Genomic DNA, 18,090 nt, shown 5'->3' with positions numbered 1-18,090 from the left:
ATCAGGGTGCGCCGAAGCCAGCCGAAGCCAGCACAGACCGACCGACCGCACCGGTCACGAAGTCCACGAACGCCTGGGCGACCTTCCTGTTCGTGCCAGCTGTAACTGTCGCGATGGGGTAGGTGTTGACGGCCTGATTCGCTTCGGGGAAGGCGATTCCCTCGATGCTCGCACCGGCACCTCTCACGTCGGTCACATAGACGAGCCCAGCATCCGCCTCACGGGACGAGACCTTGCCGAGAACATCGGTCACCGCGTTCTCCTCACTCACCGGCGTCAACTTCACACCGGCAGCCGTCTCAATGGCGATGATTGCCGCGCCACAGGGCACCGCCGGGGCGCAGATCACGGTCTTCACGCCGGGCTTTGCGAGGTCAGCGAACGAGACGATCTTCGCCGGATTGCCCGACGGAACAGCGATCTCGAGCACATTCGTAGCGAACTTGACCGGCGTGCCCACCAGGGTCGCGACCTTCGCCATATTCTTCGCGTCGGCCGAGGCGAACACGTCGGCGGGGGCTCCGGCGGTGAGCTGCGCGGCAAGGTCAGCGGATCCGGCAAAGCTCGTGGCAATGGTGACGCCGGGGTGCGCGGCCTCAAACTTCGCAACCAGCACTCCGAAGGTCTTGGTGAGGGATGCCGCGGCGAAGACCGTGATCGAGCCGCTGAGCGAGTCTTTTGTGAATGAGTCTTTTGTGAGCGTCGCCGAGGGAGCAGGTGACGCCGCGGAACATCCCGATATCGCGAACAGGACACCGAGAGCGAGTATGGCGAGGAGCTGTTTTTTCATTGCTGTACCCTAGGAGTCTCGATCTTGGGAGTCTCGATCTTGGGAGTCTCGATGATGACCGTCGTGGCTTTCACGACGGCGATGGCGACGGATCCCAGCTCGAGTCCGAGGTCGCGAACGGCCTCGCTGCTCATCAGCGACACGACGCGGTGCGGGCCGCACTGCAGTTCCACCCGGGCCATGACGGTGTCCATCGCGATGTTCGTGACCAGGCCGACGAAGCTGTTGCGGGCCGATCGGGAGACACCCGAGGGGTCATCCGGCAGCACCGCGTTCTCGCGCGCCAGCGTCGCGAGGGCGAAACCGTCGACGACGGCGCGGCCCGACTCGTCTTTTTCGGCGACGAGGGTGCCGTTGTCGACCCAGCGGCGCACGGTGTCATCGCTCACGCCCAGATAGAGGGCGGCATCTTTTATCCGTATTTGCGGCACATAGACCATCTTAGATCCGGATGCGCGGATACTTTCAGGTTCGCCGCCCGCCACCCAGCCACCCTGCCGCTCAGCCACCCTGCCGCCCAGGTGTCAACTTCGCAGGCTCAAGCGGCCCGGGAACCTGTCAAGTTGACACCTCGGCCACTCGGCCACTCGTCCACTCGTCCACTCAGCCACTCAGCCACTCGGCCACTCGGCCACCCTTGAGCTGTTCGACGTTGACCGGCTACTTGTGCTGTGCCGGATCTAAGTCCAGAAGACCGGGACCACAGAGATGACGCGCCGACGGGGATCGCTCGTCTGTCTCACGGTCCTTCTCGCCACAATTGCGGGTTGGACTCTCGGCGCAATTCTTGGGGCTATTTCCGCTGGCTCGAGTGGATTCAAATTCTGGCCAACGGCGATCGGAACTGGAATCGGAACCCTCACCGGTGAAGTGTCTTCCAGCGTCGGCACCCTGACGTTTCGCCTCAACCTGCGACTCGCAACTAGGCCATCGTTGCGGCAGCTGACCGCGCCCATCCTGAACAGCGACCGTGACTTCGGCTACATCGCGGATGCCGCTGGCGGAACGGTCCGCCAAGAGGGTCCGCCAAGAGTTTGTAGCCGAGTAGTCGTTGCACACCTGATAAGGACTGAGTTGGTGGCACCGGGTTCGCCACTCGGAAGAAGGAGTCAGTGTGCCAGACTCGAAAGCGGGCCACCAATGGGCCACCGGACGATGGACCAGTAGCCGGCACCTCACAAGGCTGGCCAATGGAGAAGACCGTGGCCTGGATCATTTTGGTGCTATCAGGAATGCTCGAGGCCGTCTGGGCGACTGCGCTGGGCAAATCCGAATCGTTCACCAAACTCTGGCCGACCGTCATCTTCGGGATCGCGCTCGTTTTGAGCATGGGCGGGCTCGCGTGGGCGATGCGCGATATACCCGTCGGCACCGCCTACGCCGTCTGGGTCGGTATCGGTGCTGCCCTCACTGTCGTGTGGGCGATGGTGTTCGGTGGCGAACCCGCCTCGCTGCTCAAGGTGCTGCTCATTGTCGCGCTCGTTGGCTGCGTCATCGGGCTCAAGCTCGTCGACGACGCACACTGACCGCTGCATGGGCGGCAACCCGCTGGGTAGGAGCTCGTTGTTGGCGACCAGCTGTTGTTCCCGCTGACATTGCGACCCAAGCACCGTCGCGCCACCCACACCTGCGAGAATTGCGGGATGCAGGCATCAACACCGGGCGCGCGATACGTGCGCCAGATTACCCTCCCCGGCTTTGGGCCCGAAGCTCAGCAGCGCCTCGCGGATGCCCGTGTGCTCGTGATCGGCGCCGGTGGACTCGGCAGCAGCGTGATCCCGGCCCTCGCCGCAGCGGGCATCGGCACGATCGGCATCATCGACGACGACACGGTGGAGCTGAGCAACCTGCACCGCCAGCTTGCCCATGGAATTGCGGATGTCGGACGCCCGAAGACGCGCTCGGCGGCAGACACGGTGGCCACCATTGACCCCACGACCACCGTGCACGCCAGTGAGGCCCGCCTCACCGCACGCAACGCTCGTGAGCTCTTCGCCGATTACGACCTCGTGGTCGACGGCAGCGACAACTTTCCCACCCGATACCTCGCCAACGACGCGGCGGTGCTCAGCGGCATCCCCCTGGTCTGGGGAGCGGTCTCGCAGTACGCCGGTCAGGCCGGAGTGGCCTGGGCCGCGCGCGGTCCGCAGTACCGCGACCTGTTCCCCACTCCCCCGCCGCTCGGATCCGTGCTCTCCTGCGAGGCCGGGGGCGTACTGCCGAGTGTCGTCGCGGTGATCGGATCGATCATGGCCGGGGAGGTCGTGAAGATCATCACCGGTATCGGCACCCCCCTCATCGGCCGGGTCACCACTTTCGACGCCCTCACCGGTGGGTTCCGCGAGCTCGCCTACGACCGGGATCCACAGGCCGCCCCGATCACCGGCCTGATCGACTACGAGCTGTTCTGCGGCATCCGCAATGTCATTACCGTCGATGAACTCGCCGCATCTCTCGACGCAGTCACCCTCATCGATGTGCGCGAGCCCTGGGAGGCGGCAATCGCGAGTCTGCCCGGGTCGGTGCTCCTGCCGCTCGGATCGCTCGAAAACGTGCTCGATGCCATCGACCGCTCGAAGCCGGTGGTCGTCTATTGCCACGCGGGCGTGCGCTCGGCGAACGCCGTTGCGACCCTGGGTACCCACGGAATCTCGGCCCGCAGCCTCGTCGGCGGTATCGACGCCTGGTCCCGCCGCATCGATCCCAACATGGCAAGGTACTGACATGCACAGTACCGGGGTGACCCACCGTTCGGTCGAGCAGTATGCGGCCCATATTCGAGGTCTCATCGAGCCGACACTGCCCTGCGGCTCCGAAACCGTACACGTTGGTGCTGCACGCGGGCGCGTCACGGCCACCGCCATCGACTCCCCGGTCGACCTGCCGCTGTTTCGAAATTCGCAGATGGACGGCTTCGCGGTCGTGGCATCCGACCTGGTCACCCTTCCGGTGACCCTGCCGATCAGGGGTGAGGTCGCCGCGCGTTCCGGAACTCCGCCACCGCTCGCGACGGGCACCGCGGTGCGCATCATGACCGGTGCTGTCGTGCCGGAGGGAGCGGATGCGGTAGTGCCGGTCGAGGATACGACCACCACCGCCGACTCGGTCACCATCGCCCGCGGGCGCGCGAGCGGCGAGTACGTGCGCGACCGAGGCAGCGACCTCCGAGCCGGAGACCGGTTACTGCCAGCCGGGCTCCGCCTCGCCTCCCGCCACCTCGCCGCCCTGGCCGCAGCCGGCATCGACGAGGTCGAGGTGCGTCGTCGGGTGCGCGTCGTTGTGATCAGCACCGGCGCAGAGCTCATTCAGCCCGGTGCGGCACCGCGCATGGGCGAGGTCTTCGACTCCAACGGCACGGCGCTCGAGGCCGCTGTAACAGCGTGCGGCGCCGAGGTGACCTACGCAATCGTGTCAGCTAGCGACGACCCCTACCAATTGCGCGGCGCGATGCTGATGGGTGCCGCGAACGCCGACCTCATCCTCACCTCCGGCGGTATCTCGATGGGCGCCTATGAGGTTGTGCGAGAGTTTTTGCAGACGATCGGAGGCGACGTCGGGCACATCGCGATGCAGCCCGGCGGTCCGCAGGCCAGCGGTGTGTTCAACGGAGTTCCGGTGATCAGCTTTCCCGGCAACCCGGTCAGCACCCAGATCTCCTTCGAGGTATTCGTGGCTCCGATTCTGCGCGCGGCCGCTGCGCTGCCCCCCGCTCACCGCGAGACGCGCACGCTCATCGCCGATCTGCGCTCGGTACCGGGCAAACGGCAGTTCCTGCGTGGGCGCGCCATGCCCGACGGGCGGGTGGAGGTCGTGGGCGGCCCCAGCTCACACCTTGTGGCCGGGCTCGCGGCATCCGATCTGCTCATCGATATTGCCGAAGACATCACCGAACTGAAAGCGGGCGACCCCGTGGAAACGATCGACCTGTGAGCGGCGCCAGTAGCTCTCTCAGCCACCTTGACGCCGACGGCCGCGCCCGCATGGTGGATGTCGGCGACAAGGCGATCACGGCACGTACCGCCACCGCCACCGGGCGACTCGTGACCACTGCGAACGTTGTGGCGCTTGTGCGCGCCGACGACCTGCCGAAGGCCGACGTACTGGCCACCGCCCGCATCGCTGGAATCTCGGGCGCCAAGAAGACCAGCGAACTCATCCCGCTCTGCCACCAGGTGCCGCTCTCCTCGGTCACCATCGACTTCCAGTTCACGGATGACGCGATTCTGGTCTCGGCGACCGCGAAGACCGTCGGCCAGACCGGGGTCGAGATGGAAGCGCTCACCGCGGTCGCCATCGCCGGACTCACCCTCCACGACATGGTGAAGGCCGTGGACCCGGCCGCAGTGCTGGGAGAGATCCGACTCGAGTCGAAGACGGGTGGCAAGCGCGGGCACTGGACACGCGACGGCGTTATCGCACCGCTTGCGCTGAGAACAGGCACCGCAGCCGTCGTCGTCGCCTCCACCGCGGGCGCCGCCGGAACGCGCGTCGACACTACCGGTCCGGTCATCGCCGCCTGGCTTGTCGAGCACGGCTTCGCGGTCGACGCGGTGACCGTCGTGGCCGACGCAGACATTGCCGGCGAACTGGCGCGGGCGGTGGCATCCGCTCCCTCCGTGATCCTGACGACCGGCGGCACCGGGCTCAGCCCCACGGACCGAACCCCGGAAGCAACCCTCGCCCTCATCGACCGGGAACTACCGGGTATTGCCGAGGAGATTCGGGCGCGCGGACGTGTTGCAACACCCACGGCGGCGCTCAGTCGCGCGGTCGCCGGCACCGCGAACGGCACGGTCATAGTGAATCTTCCGGGGTCCCCAGGCGGGGTGCGCGACGGCCTCGCCGTGCTCGACGGCCTGCTCGGGCATCTCGTCGCACAGATCGCCGGGGGTGGCCCTCATGAGTGACAGTATTCTCGCGATCATCTCCGCCGAGCCCATCGACGCCACCGCCATCGAAGACTTCGTGATGGACGCCACCAATGGCGCCCTCGTGACCTTCCGCGGCATCGTGCGCAACCACGATCACGGTCTCGCCGTCACCTCGCTCGAATACTCCGCGCATCCGGATGCCGCCCATTTTTTGCGGGACTGCTGCGAGACGATCGCCGCCGAGAGCGGCCTGCGCGTGGCCGCCGCCCACCGGGTCGGCCCGCTCGTCGTCGGGGATGTCGCGCTCGTCGCCGCCGTCGCCGCCGCCCACCGCGGGGAGGCCTTCGCCGCCTGCGAGCGCCTCGTCGACCTGATCAAGCAGACCGTGCCGATCTGGAAGCGCCAGCAGCTTGCTGACGGTGTCTCCCAATGGGTCGGGCTGTAGCGTCCAGCACACATTAGTCAGAATCGAAGCCCGGGTTGAATCGCGCTCGACACTCCGCCGTCCGCCGTTAACCTTCCGATCATTTGGGGGTCATTCAGGTCGTCTACCGTACTGACGTGGTGTCGCAGTCTGGCGCCGCCACAGTCCAGCAGACCTGAGGAGAATACTCATGCGACGACGAATCCCTGTTCTCACCTCCACCACACTCATCGCCGCGCTCGTGGCAACCGCGGTGATCGCCGGAACCGCCGGGGTGGCATCCGCTAACGGTCATACCGGCGAGACCGAAGGTCGCACCAAGAATGTGATCTACCTGCTCGGTGATGGCATGGGTCGCACCCACGTCACCGCCGCGCGCGAACGCTATTACGGCAGCGATGGAAAGCTCGCGATGGAGACCCTCCCATCGCAGGGCTTCATCAGCACCTACGCCGTCGAGAAACTCTCGGGCCAGCCCGGCGCGAAGAACTTCCAGCCCAACCCGGTCACCGACTCCGCCTCCGCCGCCACCGCGTGGTCATCCGGTGTCAAGACTTATAACGCCGCCCTCGGGGTCGATGCCACCGGCACAGTCATGCCGACGATCATGGAACTCGCCAAGAAAGCGGGCCTTCGCACCGGCAACGTCTCGACCGCAGAGGTCACTGATGCGACTCCGGCTGGCCAGATGAGCCACGCTCTTGCCCGCGGATGCCAGGGCCCGGTCTACTCCGACGCCGCCTGCCAGGACCTCGCCATCACCGGTAAGGCGCTGCCGACCAGCGACATCCGGGTTACCCCGATCGCCGACCAGATCGCCCGAAACGGCACCGCCGACGTGATCCTCGGTGGTGGACTCGGCCGGTTCGACGCCGCCGACGAGACCGCGCTGAAGGACCAGGGCTACACCGTACTTGGCTCTCCGACCAGCCAGAGAATCGCAACAAAGGCGGACCTCGCATCCGCTCAGGGCCAGAAGGTCTTCGGCCTGTTCAACCGTGGCAACCTCACGATCGAGAAGGCCAAGCAGGACAATCCAAGCTCTGTGCAGGCGCAGGAGCCCACCCTGCCCGAGATGACGAGCAAGGCGCTCGAGTTGCTCACGCAGAAGGGCACCACCAAAGACCAGGGCAGCAGCAAAGGCTTCTACCTGCAGATCGAGGGTGCGCTCATCGATAAGCGATCCCATGCCAATGATGCGGCGCAGACCCTCGGCGAGATGAAGGCCTTCGATGATGCGGTGAAGGTTGCGAAAGAGTTTGCGGCGAAGGACGGCAACACTCTTGTTATCGTCACCGCCGACCACGAGTGCGCTGGCTTCAACATCATCGAGAAGGGCACCTTCACCAACGCCGAGGCGGCCACGCCCCCGGCGAACGTGGACTCCGGCAACACCGCGAACAACTCTTCACCGACCCGACCGAGAAACCTGGTGGATCCGACCCGCTCGACCGGAATCATCAACGGCTCCGGCGCTGCAAACCCCAAGAATTTCGCCCCGGCGACGTTCCGCATCCCGAGTGACCCGGCCGGGGTCGTCGACGGATCCCCCGAGGCCGGCCTTTGGCTGACCTACCTGTCGGGTAACCACACCGGTGCAGATGTGCCGGTCTACGCCTCCGGACCCGGTTCCGACCAGGTCCAGGGCACGATCGACAACATCGCCCTGTTCGACATCGTCGGTCACGCGCTCCGCATCACCAAGTAGTCAGCGACCACCACGGTCCGGGCCGGGGATGCAGTGTCCTCGGCCCGAACCGCATATCCTCCTCCAAGGAAGACCACTATGAACAGAACTCGCCCGATCATCGTCATCGCGATCGCAGCCGCGGCTGTCGTAATCGCCGGTTCGATCGCGATCGGCGTGACGACGATGTCCCGCTCCGACGCCACAACTCCCCTGCCGACGAATGCTGTGAAGATGACTCTTCCCGGACTCGCGGCGGCCAGCGGCGCACCGGAGCTCACCAGCATCCGTCTCCTCCACCCGCGACCCGGCGAGGTGCGCCAGGCCGCTGGGCCATTCGACGACAGGTTGGCCCTCGACGGCCTCGCGTTCGACGGCACCACCGTGCGGGGGTCACTGCGCGTCACGAGCGACGTGAGCGCTGTGCTCGACCTGGAGGTGATCGCGGGGTTCTACGACGCCGGTGGAGCCTTCCTCGGTATCGAGCGATTCGTGTACCACGCGGTTCACGACGGGCCGACGGACCCGGTGACGGGAACACCCGTTGAATCCATCCCGTTCCAGGCAACTGTGCCTGCAGAGTTTGCTGGACGCACCGCATCTGCCTCGGTCGGCGTGCCTGTGCTCGTCAACGAATAAGGGCTCATCAACGAATAAAGGCTTGTCTCACCGGTTGAGGCGGGAATCAGCCCCCGGCGAAGGGCGGCAGAACGTCGATGCGCGTGCCGACCGCTCTCGAATCCTCTCGACTGACCACGCCGTCGACGAGGAATGATCCGGATGCCAGCACCCGGGTCATCGCCTCGCCGTACCGCTCAACGAGCACCGCGCGCAGGTGCCCGACCGTTGCGACGGCAGGAAGACGCTCTTCCTCGCGTCCAGCCGCTTCGGCCGCGGAGGCGAAATAGCGAACCAGGACTTCGGATGCCTCAGCCACCGATGGCCCCCATGCTGCGCTGCGGACGCACGAAGTCGGCCCGATCCATGCCGTGCCCGGACTGCTTGCCCCACTGTGCGGCACGCCACCACTTGGCGATCGTCGCGTCATCGGATCCATTGCGCAACAGCGCCCGCAGGTCGGTCTCATCGTCACCGAACAGGCATGAGCGCACAGTGCCCTCGGCAGTCACGCGGGTGCGGTCGCAGGCCTCGCAGAACGAGCGGGTCACCGAGGCGATGATGCCGACGGTGGCCGGTCCGCCGTCCACGGTCCACTCCTCTGCGGGTGCCGAGGGATCATCGCGGTGCGGCTGGCTCAGAGTGAAACGTGTGCCGAGCACCGCGAGCAGCTCCGCGGCATCGACCATGTTGTCGCGCGCCCAGGCCTCATCGGCATCGAGCGGCATCTGCTCGATAAAACGCAGTCGTACACCGTTTGCGAGGCACCACTGAAGCAGGTCGGCAGCCCCGGCGAGGGTGTCGCGCATGAGCACAGCATTGATCTTGAGCGGCGTGAGTCCGGCATCCTTCGCCGCCTGGATGCCCGCGAACACCGAGGGAAGCCGGTCACGCCGGGTGAGCCTGGCGAAGTGGTCACGGTCCACCGTGTCGAGTGAAATGTTGATGCGGGTGAGCCCGGCCTCCACCAGCTCGTGGATGCGGTGGTCGAGCCCGATGGCGTTGGTCGTCATCGAGATCGATGCCATCCCGCCCCCGGGGAGATGCGCGACAGCAGCCGACTGCCGGATGATCTCCGCGAGGTCGGCCCGCATGAGCGGCTCGCCACCGGTAAAACGGATGTCGTGTACCCCGAGGTCCCGTACGGCGATAGCGACGAGACGCGCGATTTCGGTGGCCGTAAGCAGGTTCTCGCGCGCGATCGCCGGAAGCCCCGCTTCCGGCATGCAATAGGTGCAGCGCAGCGAACACTTCTCGGTGATCGAGATACGAAGATCCCGTGCGGTACGGCCGAACGTATCGATGAGGCCGGGAGTATCCGGACGCCCGACGGTTGGCGGCAGTTGGGCGGGGTCGCGCCGGATCCCGGGGATGCCGAGTGCAAGGGAAACCATTCATTCAGACTACGTGACCGGGTTGGGGCGATATTCACCCGGGCGGGAGCGTGGGAGAGTAAGCACATGCCCGACGAAACGCTGCGCCTGCCAAATTCCATCTTTCAGGCGGTCTTCGACCTCGGCGATAAGCGTGCGGCGAAGATCACCCTGCCGCTGGCGTTGCGCGAACCGGAAATCTTCGCCGAATGGCAGGACGACGAGAATCTCGTGTCTCTCTATGTCGGATACGACGAGGGACAGCTTCATCTCGACCTCGACGCATCCGGTGCCACCCACCACTTCCACGGTGCGGGCGGCGAACCGAGCGAGAACAGCCCGTGGAGAGATTTAGACACGGCAGTGCTGCTCGAGTGGTCGACTGCGCTGGCCAGCAACTTCTTCGAACGGATGCCCGAGCTCATGGAAGACATCGAGGAGGCGGCAGCGTGGCACGAGGAGGGCTATCCGCTTTATGTCTGCGAGACCGAGCCAACCCAACTCGACCTCATCGAGGTGGAGATCGAGGGCGAGATCCTCACCCTGCCCTGGCTCGGATCCGGCGGTGTCAGCCAGGACCATGTCGACGGTGACAACCATCCAATCGCCCTGCTCTGGAATCCGGTGGATGGCGCCGCCCCCGATCGCACCATCGCGCGGGCCTGGCTCGATCCGGTGACGGGCGAGCCGGTGACATCCGCCGAACAGGATGTCGATTGGTCGGCCGTCGGACTCGAACGCGACGAAGTGCTCTCCTGGCTCGAGGGCATCTACCTCAACCATCACATCACCCCGGATGCCGAAATCGAGCTGGTGCACGCGGTGCTCGAGCGCATGGGCGGCCTCGATCGCGAGCAGTAACGATCGATAGTCTTGAAGCAACAGAAGGAACCTCTCATGGCAGTAATCTCTCGTGGTTTCACCGGGCGCAGTCGCGAACACAACCCGCAGCTTCCGCCCGGCCAGTACCTCACCACGGACTTCCCGGTTCTGTCAGCCGGCCCCACCCCAGACGTGAAGACCGCAGACTGGCAGTTCGGCATCCGCACTGACGATGCGACCCTCCATACCTGGAACTGGGACGAGCTGAACGCGCTGCCGATCGAGACCATCGATACGGACATCCACTGTGTGACGCGCTGGTCGAAGTTCGGCACACGCTGGCGCGGGGTCTCAATCGACACTCTGTTCGCGGATGTCTCGACCACCGACCGGTACGTCATGGCTCACTCCTACGGTGGCTACACGACCAATCTCCCCCTCGCCGATATTCTCGGCGGCAAGGCGTGGATCGCACTGGAGTTCGACGGCCAGCCCCTCGATGCCGAACACGGCGGTCCGGCGCGGCTGCTCATCCCCCACCTCTACTTTTGGAAAAGTGCCAAGTGGATCCACTCCATCGAGATGATGCCGACCGACGAACCCGGGTTCTGGGAGCAGAACGGGTACAACATGTACGGCGATCCGTGGCTCGAGCAGCGCTATTGGTGAGCAGCTGGTGGTAACCGAACGAGAGACCCGCGACGCACCTCCGCACCGAATCGGGCTCTGGCATGTGGGAGTGGTCGTCTCGACCGCTGTCGAAACACCCACCGCGCGCAGCATCGTGCTCGACGTGCCGGGCTGGGGCGGCAATATCGCCGGGCAGCACGCGGATGTTCGACTCACCGCGCCCAACGGCTACCAGGCAGTGCGCTCCTATTCGATCGCGTCGGCAGGGCCGTCTGACCGGGTGCAGCTCGCGGTCGATCGGTTCCCCACCGGGGAGGTCTCTCCCTACCTGGTCGATGACCTTCTGCCCGGGGACGAGATCGAACTGCGCGGTCCCCTCGGCGGCTGGTTCGTCTGGAAGCCGACGCAGACCGAACCGGTGCAGTTGATCGGTGGAGGCTCCGGGATTGTGCCGCTGATGGCGATGATCCGGTCCCATGCCGCCTCAGGCAGCACCGCGCCATTCCGCCTGCTCTACTCGGTGCGCACCCCGGACGACGCATTCTTCCGTTCCGAGCTGGAGACGCCCACCGCCCATCTCGAGGTCACCTGGGCGTACACCAGGCACGCACCCGACGGATGGCCACGGCAGGCCGGCCGCATCGCACGCGCCGACCTCTCGGCATCCGCCTTCGCGGCCTCGCTCTCCCCGGCGGTATTCGTCTGCGGGCCCACCGGTTTCGTCGAAACAGTGGCGAACCACCTCGTCGCTCTCGGGCACGATCCAGAGCGTGTGAAAACCGAACGATTCGGAGGGGCTTGATGCCCGAACCGGTCGCCGGCAATTCCCTCGCAGGGCCGCTCTTACGAGCTCTTCTCCGCAGATCTCACCACCGCGACCGCACAGCAGCTTTCGTGCCGTCAAGCCGCTGCAGCCCGAGCCGGCGCAGCTCGAGGCACAGCGCGAAAGTCCAGCCGAGGATCCCGACCAGACAGAGCCGCTCGGTGAGCCCAACCACCTGAGGCAGGACGATGAGGCTCACCGTGAGTAAGCCGAGGCCAGCCAGCGCCACCACGAAGAAGCCCATTACGAGACGCCGGCGCCCGATCCACAGGGTGAGCAACGTCATGGCCGCAATAACGACGAGAAATCCGGATGTCGCAAACACCACATGCACGAGCCCGACAGTCGTTCGCGGGGTCATGCCGAACTCGCCCGGGAGGTTGACATCCGCGGGGAAGAACACTAGTGCCGCTGAGCACAGTCCCCCAATCGCGAGTAACACCGAGCCGACTCGTCGCAATCGTGAGGCGGGAGCCGTGAGCGCGACCGCCACCACGACACATCCGCTCATCAGCGCCCTGGCCAGGAAGTTGAGGTTCATCACCCAGCCAAACGGGCCGACAGCGAGGTTACTTTCGGCATCCGAAATCACGCAATAGTGCGGCGGAAGGAACTGCAGCACGACGTCGATCAGCACGTAGAGCAGCACCAGACCCATGGCAACCGTGGCACATACCCGGCGAATGCGGGAGGCAGCGAGAAGACCCCGGTCGAGTGACCGGGGTCCCTGCGGAGCGAAGTTAGCGCGCAGCGCTGCCGTCGACGTAGTCCGCGTCGACCTGCTTCCAGGCGAAGAGCGCACGCAACTCCTTGCCTGTGGCCTCGATCGGGTGAGCAGCACCCTTGGCGCGCAATTCGAGAAACTCGGATGCTCCGGCATCCTGGTCCGCAATGAAACGCTCGGCGAAGGCACCGGACTGGATGTCGGCGAGCACGGCCTGCATGTTCTCCTTCACGTGAGGGTCAATCACGCGCGGGCCGGAGACGTAGTCGCCGTACTCGGCAGTGTCGGAGACGCTCCAGCGCTGCTTCGCTATGCCGCCCTCCCACATGAGATCGACGATGAGTTTGAGCTCGTGGAGCACCTCGAAGTAGGCGATCTGCGGCTGGTAGCCCGCCTCGGTGAGGGTCTCGAAACCGTACTGCACGAGCTGCGAAACGCCGCCACAGAGCACGGCCTGTTCGCCGAACAGGTCGGTTTCGGTTTCTTCGGTGAAGGTGGTCTTGATGCCACCGGCGCGCAGTCCACCGATCGCCCTGGCGTACGACCAGGCGAGCTGCCAGGCCTGGCCCGAGGCATCCTGTTCAACTGCGACGATGACGGGCACGCCACGCCCAGCTTCGAACTCACGACGCACGGTATGGCCCGGTCCTTTGGGGGCAACCATAATCACATCGACGCCCTCCGGCGCGGTGATGTAGCCGAAGCGGATGTTGAAGCCGTGACCGAAAAGGATGGCGTTACCGGCGACGAGGTGGGGCTGGATGTCGGCGGCATAGAGTCCACGCTGGTGCTGGTCAGGCGCGAGGATGACGATCACGTCTGCCCACGCGGCGGCCTCGGCGGACGGCAACACGGTGAAGCCCGCCTCCTGCGCCTTGACGACCGATTTGGAATCTGGCTTGAGGCCGACGACGACCTCGACTCCGGAGTCGCGCAGGTTGAGCGCGTGCGCATGGCCCTGCGAGCCGTAGCCGATGACAGCAACTTTCTTACCCTGAATCAGGGCGAGGTCGGCATCCGTATCGTAGAAGATTTCGGTCACTTGATTCCCATTTCGCTTTCTGCCGGTTGCATCGGACCCGAAAGAGCCCTACCGAAACCGGCGGTTTCGTGGTGCAGTGTTTCTTTTGGTTGAAATCTCTATTCGGCCGCGAGCGGCCCACTCGATCCGACGGCGCTTGTCGGCCGTCAATTTTTGAAGACCCGCTCGGTGATGCTCTTGGATCCGCGACCGATCGCGAGAAGGCCGGACTGCGCGATTTCCTTGATCCCGTAGGGCTCGAGCACCCTCAGCAGTGCCTCCACCTTTGCCGTATCACCGGTGACCTCGATCACGAGGGCGTCGGTTGCGACATCCACAATGCGCGCCCGAAACAGTGTGGCAGCTTCGAGAATCTGGCTGCGGGTGGTGTTGTCGACGCGCACCTTGATCAGCATGTGTTCCCGCTCGACGGTCTGAACCGGATCCAGCTCGACGATCTTGATCACGTTCACCAGCTTATTGAGCTGCTTGGTCACCTGCTCGAGCGGCAGCTCTTCAACATCCACCACCACGGTGATGCGGGAGAGTCCGGGGATCTCGCTCGCCCCGACCGCGAGGCTCTCGATGTTGAAGCCGCGGCGGGCGAACAAGCCGGCGACGCGGGTGAGGAGCCCGGGTTTGTCCTCGACCAGAAGAGAAAGAACGTGCGTCATCTGCCTAGTCCTCATCCCACGACGGTGCATGATCCTTCGCGTACTGCACGTTGGAGTTGCCAACGCCCTGCGGCACCATCGGCCAGACCATCGAATGCGGGCTCACGATGAAGTCGATCACCACTGGGCGATCATTCGTCTCGTTCGCGAGAAGGATCGCCGCATCCACGTCTTCCTTCTTGCGCACCCGGATGCCGAGAGCGCCATACGCGTCAGCCATCTTCACAAAGTCCGGGATCATCACCGTGTCATGGCCCGTGTTCAGGTCGGTGAACGAGTGGCGGCCGTCATAGAAGAGGGTCTGCCACTGGCGCACCATGCCGAGGGAGGAATTGTTGATGATCGCGACCTTGATCGGGATCTTGTTGATCGTGCAGGTGGCGAGCTCCTGATTTGTCATCTGGAAACATCCGTCACCGTCGATCGCCCAAACCGTGCGGTCGGGTTCGGCGACCTTTGCTCCCATCGCCGCGGGCACACCGTAACCCATGGTCCCGGCGCCTCCCGAGTTGAGCCAGGAATTGGGGCGCTCGTATTTGATGTATTGCGCCGCCCACATCTGGTGCTGCCCGACGCCGGACGCGTAGATCGCTTCCGGTCCGGTGAGCTGGCCGATGCGTTGGATCACGTACTGCGGTGAGAGCAGGCCGTCTTCCGGCTCGTCGTAGCCGAGCGGGTATTGAGCGCGCAGCAGGTTGAGACGTTGCCACCACTCGGTCAAATCAGACGGCGTGGTCTTGATCGCCTCGCGGTAAGCGAGGGTGAAATCGGCGATGACTTCCTTGGCATCGCCGACGATGGGGACATCAGCGAAGCGGATCTTAGAGATCTCGGCCGGATCGATGTCAACGTGTACGACCTTCGCGTTCGGCGCAAATTCGCTCGGCTTGCCGGTGACTCGGTCATCGAAGCGGGCGCAGAGAGAGATGAGAAGGTCGGCTTCCTGGAGGGACAGAACAGCGGGAACCGTGCCGTGCATCCCCGGCATGCCCAGGTTGAGCGGGTTTGAGTCGGGGAAGGCTCCACGGGCCATCAGCGTCGTGACGACCGGTGCCCCTACCAGCTCGGCAAGCTCGAGCAGCTCAGCGGATGCTTTGGCCCGGATCACACCGCCACCAACGTAGAAGACCGGACGCTTCGATTCCGCGAGCAGCTGCGCGGCCGCCTGGATCTGCTTTCCGTGGGCCTTTTGCACCGGACGGTAACCGGGAAGGTCGACCTTCGGCGGCCAGATGAATGGGGCCTTGTTCTGCTGGCAGTCCTTGGTGACGTCCACCAGCACTGGGCCGGGGCGGCCGGTCATCGCGATCTGGTAGGCGGCTGCGATGGTGGCTGGGATGTCTTCCGGCCTCGTCACGAGGAAGGAGTGCTTGGTGATCGGCATCGTGATTCCCACGATGTCGACCTCCTGGAATGCATCGGTTCCCATCAGCGTGGAAAAGACCTGACCGGTGATCGCGAGCATCGGCACGGAGTCCATGTAGGCGTCCGCGATCGCGGTCACGAGGTTGGTGGCGCCCGGGCCCGAGGTTGCGATGCAGACACCGAGTCGACCGGTAGAAGACGCGTAGCCCTCCGCAGCGTGGCCGGCGCCCTGCTCGTGGCGCACGAGAATGTGACGGATGCCGGTCGATGACATCAACTCGTCGTAAAACGGCATGATGGCGCCGCCGGGCAGGCCAAAGACATCCGTGACGCCGAGATTCTCTAGTGAGCGAAGGATCGCGCCCGATCCGGTGAGGATCTCGGGCTCTGCGACTTTCTTGGTTGGTGCTGCTGGCAAGGGAAAAGTTTCCGTGGACATTGAATATTCCTTGCGAGGTATGGAGTGCGAATAGTGTGGGGCGGGCTGACTCGTACGGCTGTCAGCCCGTGATTGCGCCCTCTGAGGCAGAGTGCACGAGCCTCGAGTATTTTGCGAGGACGCCACGGGTATAGCGCGGGGGAAGCGGAGCCCAGCCAGAGCGGCGAGCGGCTAGCTCAGTCTCGTCGACAAGTAAATCGAGGGATCGAGCAGCGATATCGACCCGTATGAGATCACCATCGCGCACGAAGGCAATGGGACCTGCGTCCACCGCTTCGGGTGCTATGTGGCCGATGCACAGTCCGGTTGTGCCGCCTGAGAATCGACCGTCTGTTAAGAGTAGTACATCCTTACCGAGCCCAGCTCCCTTGATCCGAGCGGTGATCGAGAGCATCTCGCGCATACCCGGCCCACCCTTGGGTCCTTCATAGCGGATGACGACGATGTCGCCCTTCGTGATCGTGCCCGCTTCAAGAGCATCCATCGCGGCCCGCTCCCGCTCGAACACGCGAGCCGGGCCCTCGAACAGCGTCGAGTCGAATCCGGCCGTCTTCACAACCGAGCCTTCGGGAGCGAGCGACCCATGCAGGATGGTGAGTCCGCCCGTGGCGTGGAATGGGTTGTCCAGCGTGCGCAAGACGGTGCCGTCGAGCGGACCGGGGTTCAACTCCGCCAGGTTCTCGGCCACTGTCTTGCCGGTCACCGTCAGCGCATCTCCGTGCAGCAGTCCGGCATCCAGCAGCGCTTTCATCAGTACCGGCACGCCCCCGTGGCGGTCAACGTCGTTCATGACGAACCTGCCGAATGGCTTCACATCGGCAATGTGGGGCACCCGGTCTCCGATGCGGTTGAAGTCCGCGAGGGTGAGTGGCACTTCGGCCTCGTTTGCGATGGCAAGGAGATGAAGCACGATATTGGTTGAACCGCCAAGGGCCATCCCGACCGCGATCGCATTTTCAAACGCCTTCATGGTGAGGATGTCGCGGGCAGTATGCCCGCGCTGCAACATTCCCACCACAGCTTCGCCGGAACGGTGCGCGAAGTTATCGCGGCGACGATCTGCCGACGCGGGGCTGGTCGACCCCGGCAGGCTCATTCCGAGCGCCTCGGCAACGCTCGCCATCGTGTTAGCGGTGTACATGCCTCCACAGGTACCCTCGCCGGGAGCGAAGGCGCACTCGATCAGCTTGGCGTCCTCCACCGACATCGTGCCGGCCTGAACGGCGCCAACCGCTTCGAAGGAGTCGATGATGGTGATGTCCTTCTCGGTTCCGTCACTGAGCTTCACCCAGCCGGGAGCGATGGAGCCGGCATACAGGAATACCGAGGCGAGGTCGAGGCGCGCGGCGGCCATCAACATGCCGGGGATGGACTTGTCACAGCCGGCCAGCAGCACCGAGCCGTCGAGGCGCTCGGCCTGCATGACCACTTCGACGGAGTCGGCGATCACCTCGCGGCTCACCAGGGAGAAATGCATTCCCTCATGACCCATCGAGATTCCATCGGAGACGGAGATAGTGCCGAATTGCAACGGATAGCCTCCGCCGGAGTGCACGCCCTCTTTCGCGGCCTTTGCCAAGCGATCGAGACTGAGGTTGCACGGGCCGATCTCGTTCCACGAGCTGGCAATGCCGATCTGCGGCTTCTCCCAGTCGGTGTCACCCATGCCGATAGCGCGCAGCATGCCGCGAGACGTCGTGGCTTCGAGGCCATCGGTTACGACGCGAGAACGGGGTTTCCAGTCGACTGTTTCGGGCATGTATCAGAGTCTAGAACGTCGCCGCCAGTGGATTAGCTCCATCGGTGCCGTGAGGCCGCCGCGAAGAGTG

Annotated in this window: 19 protein-coding genes; 10 read left to right on the top strand and 9 right to left on the bottom strand. The window is 64.7% G+C overall.

Annotation, left to right across the window (positions count from 1 at the left end; genetic code table 11):
* Position 1: 1 nt before the first annotated feature.
* Positions 2–790, bottom strand: coding sequence for a molybdate ABC transporter substrate-binding protein (gene modA / locus IWX88_RS02335; RefSeq protein ID WP_196826777.1), 789 nt, complete (start codon positions 788–790; stop codon positions 2–4).
* Positions 787–1,221, bottom strand: coding sequence for a TOBE domain-containing protein (locus IWX88_RS02330; RefSeq protein WP_196827802.1), 435 nt, complete (start codon positions 1,219–1,221; stop codon positions 787–789). The genes modA and IWX88_RS02330 overlap by 4 nt, the downstream gene beginning before the upstream one ends.
* Before the next feature lie 771 nt (positions 1,222–1,992).
* Between IWX88_RS02330 and IWX88_RS02325 the strand changes: the two genes are divergently transcribed.
* The 7 genes from IWX88_RS02325 (at position 1,993) to IWX88_RS02295 (ending at position 8,411) form a co-directional block, all read left to right on the top strand.
* Complete coding sequence (locus IWX88_RS02325; RefSeq protein WP_196827800.1) at positions 1,993–2,316, top strand: multidrug efflux SMR transporter; 324 nt, start codon at positions 1,993–1,995, stop codon at positions 2,314–2,316.
* Between the two features lie 117 nt (positions 2,317–2,433).
* The gene (locus tag IWX88_RS02320; RefSeq protein WP_196826776.1) at positions 2,434–3,513 is read left to right on the top strand and encodes a ThiF family adenylyltransferase; all 1,080 of its coding nucleotides are present in this window, start codon (positions 2,434–2,436) and stop codon (positions 3,511–3,513) included.
* 1 nt (position 3,514) lies between these two features.
* Positions 3,515–4,720, top strand: a complete 1,206-nt coding sequence (gene glp, locus IWX88_RS02315) for a gephyrin-like molybdotransferase Glp (protein ID WP_196826775.1) — start codon at positions 3,515–3,517, stop codon at positions 4,718–4,720.
* On the top strand, positions 4,717–5,697 hold the full coding sequence (moaCB, locus tag IWX88_RS02310) for a bifunctional molybdenum cofactor biosynthesis protein MoaC/MoaB (protein WP_370568136.1): 981 nt from the start codon (positions 4,717–4,719) through the stop codon (positions 5,695–5,697). Before glp ends, moaCB begins: the two co-directional genes overlap by 4 nt.
* Positions 5,690–6,106: a molybdenum cofactor biosynthesis protein MoaE gene (locus tag IWX88_RS02305; protein ID WP_196826774.1), complete on the top strand. Its 417-nt coding sequence runs from the start codon at positions 5,690–5,692 to the stop codon at positions 6,104–6,106. The genes moaCB and IWX88_RS02305 overlap by 8 nt, the downstream gene beginning before the upstream one ends.
* A gap of 169 nt (positions 6,107–6,275) precedes the next feature.
* Positions 6,276–7,793: an alkaline phosphatase gene (locus tag IWX88_RS02300; protein ID WP_196826773.1), complete on the top strand. Its 1,518-nt coding sequence runs from the start codon at positions 6,276–6,278 to the stop codon at positions 7,791–7,793.
* A gap of 78 nt (positions 7,794–7,871) precedes the next feature.
* Positions 7,872–8,411 carry a hypothetical protein gene (locus tag IWX88_RS02295; protein WP_196826772.1) on the top strand — a complete coding sequence of 180 codons (540 nt, stop codon included), beginning with the start codon at positions 7,872–7,874 and terminating at the stop codon, positions 8,409–8,411.
* A 46-nt stretch (positions 8,412–8,457) separates the two neighbouring features.
* On the opposite strand, the gene IWX88_RS13725 is transcribed toward IWX88_RS02295, so the two are convergent.
* The gene (locus IWX88_RS13725; RefSeq protein WP_370568135.1) at positions 8,458–8,709 is read right to left on the bottom strand and encodes a MoaD/ThiS family protein; all 252 of its coding nucleotides are present in this window, start codon (positions 8,707–8,709) and stop codon (positions 8,458–8,460) included.
* Positions 8,702–9,784, bottom strand: a complete 1,083-nt coding sequence (moaA, locus tag IWX88_RS02285; protein WP_196826770.1) for a GTP 3',8-cyclase MoaA — start codon at positions 9,782–9,784, stop codon at positions 8,702–8,704. Before moaA ends, IWX88_RS13725 begins: the two co-directional genes overlap by 8 nt.
* A 66-nt stretch (positions 9,785–9,850) precedes the next feature.
* On the opposite strand from moaA, the gene IWX88_RS02280 reads away from it, so the two are divergent.
* From IWX88_RS02280 to IWX88_RS02270, 3 genes are read left to right on the top strand one after another with little or no spacing between them, the layout of a single operon-like run.
* Positions 9,851–10,624 (top strand): hypothetical protein, encoded by a 774-nt coding sequence (locus tag IWX88_RS02280; protein WP_196826769.1) that lies wholly within the window; start codon positions 9,851–9,853, stop codon positions 10,622–10,624.
* Between the two features lie 36 nt (positions 10,625–10,660).
* Complete coding sequence (locus IWX88_RS02275) at positions 10,661–11,254, top strand: sulfite oxidase-like oxidoreductase (protein WP_196826768.1); 594 nt, start codon at positions 10,661–10,663, stop codon at positions 11,252–11,254.
* Positions 11,255–11,261: 7 nt separating this feature from the next.
* Positions 11,262–12,017 carry a ferredoxin reductase gene (locus IWX88_RS02270; protein WP_370568134.1) on the top strand — a complete coding sequence of 252 codons (756 nt, stop codon included), beginning with the start codon at positions 11,262–11,264 and terminating at the stop codon, positions 12,015–12,017.
* Between the two features lie 64 nt (positions 12,018–12,081).
* On the opposite strand, the gene IWX88_RS02265 is transcribed toward IWX88_RS02270, so the two are convergent.
* From IWX88_RS02265 to ilvD, 5 genes are all read right to left on the bottom strand, one after another.
* Positions 12,082–12,696 carry a DUF998 domain-containing protein gene (locus tag IWX88_RS02265; RefSeq protein ID WP_196826767.1) on the bottom strand — a complete coding sequence of 205 codons (615 nt, stop codon included), beginning with the start codon at positions 12,694–12,696 and terminating at the stop codon, positions 12,082–12,084.
* An 82-nt stretch (positions 12,697–12,778) separates the two neighbouring features.
* Positions 12,779–13,804, bottom strand: coding sequence for a ketol-acid reductoisomerase (gene ilvC / locus IWX88_RS02260; RefSeq protein ID WP_196826766.1), 1,026 nt, complete (start codon positions 13,802–13,804; stop codon positions 12,779–12,781).
* Positions 13,805–13,950: 146 nt separating this feature from the next.
* The gene (ilvN, locus tag IWX88_RS02255) at positions 13,951–14,457 is read right to left on the bottom strand and encodes an acetolactate synthase small subunit (RefSeq protein WP_196826765.1); all 507 of its coding nucleotides are present in this window, start codon (positions 14,455–14,457) and stop codon (positions 13,951–13,953) included.
* Positions 14,458–14,461: 4 nt separating this feature from the next.
* Positions 14,462–16,261 (bottom strand): acetolactate synthase large subunit, encoded by a 1,800-nt coding sequence (locus IWX88_RS02250; protein ID WP_196826764.1) that lies wholly within the window; start codon positions 16,259–16,261, stop codon positions 14,462–14,464.
* A 61-nt stretch (positions 16,262–16,322) separates the two neighbouring features.
* Positions 16,323–18,020, bottom strand: a complete 1,698-nt coding sequence (gene ilvD, locus IWX88_RS02245) for a dihydroxy-acid dehydratase (RefSeq protein WP_196826763.1) — start codon at positions 18,018–18,020, stop codon at positions 16,323–16,325.
* Positions 18,021–18,090: the final 70 nt, after the last annotated feature.

This window comes from Frigoribacterium sp. CG_9.8 (assembly GCF_015751965.1).
Taxonomy (GTDB): Bacteria; Actinomycetota; Actinomycetes; order Actinomycetales; family Microbacteriaceae; genus Lacisediminihabitans.
The sequence above is the reverse complement of the archived record's forward strand: the minus strand, read 5'-3'. Positions and strand labels throughout refer to the sequence as shown.

Excerpts from the sequence above, each read along its gene's own strand:
- IWX88_RS02275 (WP_196826768.1), top strand. The coding sequence starts at position 10,661 with ATGGCAGTAATCTCTCGTGGTTTCACCGGGCGCAGTCGCGAACACAAC.
- ilvN (WP_196826765.1), bottom strand. The coding sequence starts at position 14,457 with ATGACGCACGTTCTTTCTCTTCTGGTCGAGGACAAACCCGGGCTCCTC.
- IWX88_RS02295 (WP_196826772.1), top strand. The coding sequence starts at position 7,872 with ATGAACAGAACTCGCCCGATCATCGTCATCGCGATCGCAGCCGCGGCT.
- IWX88_RS02250 (WP_196826764.1), bottom strand. The coding sequence starts at position 16,261 with ATGTCCACGGAAACTTTTCCCTTGCCAGCAGCACCAACCAAGAAAGTC.
- IWX88_RS02305 (WP_196826774.1), top strand. The coding sequence starts at position 5,690 with ATGAGTGACAGTATTCTCGCGATCATCTCCGCCGAGCCCATCGACGCC.
- modA (WP_196826777.1), bottom strand. The coding sequence starts at position 790 with ATGAAAAAACAGCTCCTCGCCATACTCGCTCTCGGTGTCCTGTTCGCG.
- ilvD (WP_196826763.1), bottom strand. The coding sequence starts at position 18,020 with ATGCCCGAAACAGTCGACTGGAAACCCCGTTCTCGCGTCGTAACCGAT.
- glp (WP_196826775.1), top strand. The coding sequence starts at position 3,515 with ATGCACAGTACCGGGGTGACCCACCGTTCGGTCGAGCAGTATGCGGCC.
- IWX88_RS02300 (WP_196826773.1), top strand. The coding sequence starts at position 6,276 with ATGCGACGACGAATCCCTGTTCTCACCTCCACCACACTCATCGCCGCG.
- IWX88_RS02280 (WP_196826769.1), top strand. The coding sequence starts at position 9,851 with ATGCCCGACGAAACGCTGCGCCTGCCAAATTCCATCTTTCAGGCGGTC.
- moaA (WP_196826770.1), bottom strand. The coding sequence starts at position 9,784 with ATGGTTTCCCTTGCACTCGGCATCCCCGGGATCCGGCGCGACCCCGCC.
- IWX88_RS02265 (WP_196826767.1), bottom strand. The coding sequence starts at position 12,696 with ATGGGTCTGGTGCTGCTCTACGTGCTGATCGACGTCGTGCTGCAGTTC.
- IWX88_RS02320 (WP_196826776.1), top strand. The coding sequence starts at position 2,434 with ATGCAGGCATCAACACCGGGCGCGCGATACGTGCGCCAGATTACCCTC.